Raw genomic sequence first — 2,500 nt, forward strand, 5'->3', positions numbered from 1 at the left:
GCGCTTTTTTCATTGGCTTTTAGCGAGTTGGATTTTTCGGCGGGAGTGTTGCGAGTAAAAATTCGATTGGGCTTTTTATTTTTCTGTATTTTGAATTTATTTTTTATTCTCTGTGTTTATTTTTTTATGCATTCAATTTTTTTGTACATAAAAAAAGGGCCACCCTATTGGGTGGCCCTTTTCGGATTAGAAGCCTGACGATGACCTACTCTCACATGGGGAAGCCCCACACTACCATCGGCGATGTTGCGTTTCACTTCTGAGTTCGGCAAGGGATCAGGTGGTTCCACAACTCTATTGTCGTCAGGCAAACTGGCTTGGGTTGGCGTTGGTCTTATAAGCAATCTGCTTGGCCTGCCGTGTTATCGCTGTTTGCCTCGGTCTGCTGACCGGCGATAACCCCAAATAAGTCGGTAAAACAATCTGTAGTAATACACCGCAAGCGATCATTGTGTGTCTTTCATTCCACAATCCGCTAGCTTAGCTAGTCGTTAGTAACCATCTCTGTTGTATGGTCAAGCCGCACGGGCAATTAGTACTGGTTAGCTCAACGCCTCACAACGCTTCCACACCCAGCCTATCAACGTGGTAGTCTTCCACGGCCCTTTAGGACTCTCAAGGAGTCAGGGAAATCTAATCTTGAAGGAGGCTTCCCGCTTAGATGCTTTCAGCGGTTATCCCGTCCGAACATAGCTACCGGGCAATGCCACTGGCGTGACAACCCGAACACCAGAGGTTCGTTCACTCCGGTCCTCTCGTACTAGGAGCAACTCTTCTCAAATTTCCAACGCCCACGGCAGATAGGGACCGAACTGTCTCACGACGTTCTAAACCCAGCTCGCGTACCACTTTAAATGGCGAACAGCCATACCCTTGGGACCGGCTTCAGCCCCAGGATGTGATGAGCCGACATCGAGGTGCCAAACACCGCCGTCGATGTGAACTCTTGGGCGGTATCAGCCTGTTATCCCCGGAGTACCTTTTATCCGTTGAGCGATGGCCCTTCCATACAGAACCACCGGATCACTATGACCTACTTTCGTACCTGCTCGACATGTCTGTCTCGCAGTCAAGCGCACTTATACCATTATGCTCATTGCATGATTTCCGACCATGCTGAGTGCACCTTCGTACTCCTCCGTTACTCTTTGGGAGGAGACCGCCCCAGTCAAACTACCCACCATACACTGTCCTCGATCCGGATAACGGACCAGAGTTAGAACCTCAAACATACCAGGGTGGTATTTCAAGGACGGCTCCACAGTAACTAGCGTTACTGCTTCAAAGCCTCCCACCTATCCTACACAAGTAGGCTCAAAGTTCAGTGCAAAGCTGTAGTAAAGGTTCACGGGGTCTTTCCGTCTAGCCGCGGGTACACTGCATCTTAACAGCGATTTCAATTTCACTGAGTCTCTGGTGGAGACAGCGTGGCCATCGTTACGCCATTCGTGCAGGTCGGAACTTACCCGACAAGGAATTTCGCTACCTTAGGACCGTTATAGTTACGGCCGCCGTTTACCGGGGCTTCGATCAAGAGCTTCGCCGAAGCTAACCCCATCAATTAACCTTCCGGCACCGGGCAGGCGTCACACCCTATACGTCCTCTTACGAGTTTGCAGAGTGCTATGTTTTTAATAAACAGTCGCAGCCACCTGGTCACTTCGACCGGCCTCAGCTTAGGGAGCAAGTCCCATCACCAAAACCGGCGTACCTTCTCCCGAAGTTACGGTACCATTTTGCCTAGTTCCTTCACCAGAGTTCTCTCAAGCGCCTTGGTATTCTCTACCTGACCACCTGTGTCGGTTTAGAGTACGATTCACTATTGCCTGAAGCTTAGAAGTTTTTCCTGGAAGCAGGGCATCAACCACTTCACCCACTAAGTGGGCTTCGTCATCAGTTCTCAGCCTTAGGGACCCGGATTTGCCTAAGTCCCCAGCCTACAACCTTAAACATGGACAACCAATCGCCATGCTGGCCTAGCCTTCTCCGTCACTCCGTCGCAGCAATAGCGAGTACAGGAATATTAACCTGTTTCCCATCGACTACGGCTTTCGCCCTCGCCTTAGGGGTCGACTAACCCTGTCCCGATTAGCGTTGGACAGGAACCCTTGGTCTTCCGGCGGGGAGGTTTTTCACCTCCCTTGTCGTTACTCATGTCAGCATTCGCACTTGTGATACCTCCAGCAGACCTCCCGATCCACCTTCAACGGCTTACACAACGCTCCTCTACCATGCTCCTAAGAGCATCCGCAGCTTCGGTTACCAGTTTTAGCCCCGGTATATCTTCCGCGCAGGCCGACTCGACTAGTGAGCTATTACGCTTTCTTTAAAGGATGGCTGCTTCTAAGCCAACCTCCTAGCTGTCTGGGCCTTCCCACATCGTTTCCCACTTAACTGGTATTTGGGACCTTAGCTGGCGGTCTGGGTTGTTTCCCTTTCCACGACGGACGTTAGCACCCGCCGTGTGTCTCCCGCGATTGCACTCCTCGGTATTCGGAGT

2 rRNA genes (1 of these 2 cut by a window edge) are annotated in these 2,500 nt (G+C 51.1%); both read right to left on the reverse strand.

Annotated features, from left to right (window positions below):
• Nucleotides 1-192: 192 nt before the first annotated feature.
• Nucleotides 193-308, reverse strand: a 5S ribosomal RNA gene (gene rrf, locus ACJJJA_RS00005).
• Nucleotides 309-511: 203 nt separating this feature from the next.
• A 23S ribosomal RNA gene (locus tag ACJJJA_RS00010) occupies nt 512-2,500 on the reverse strand (it continues 893 nt past the right edge of the window).

It is taken from the genome of Microbulbifer mixtoriginis (SeqCode), from assembly GCF_052466865.1.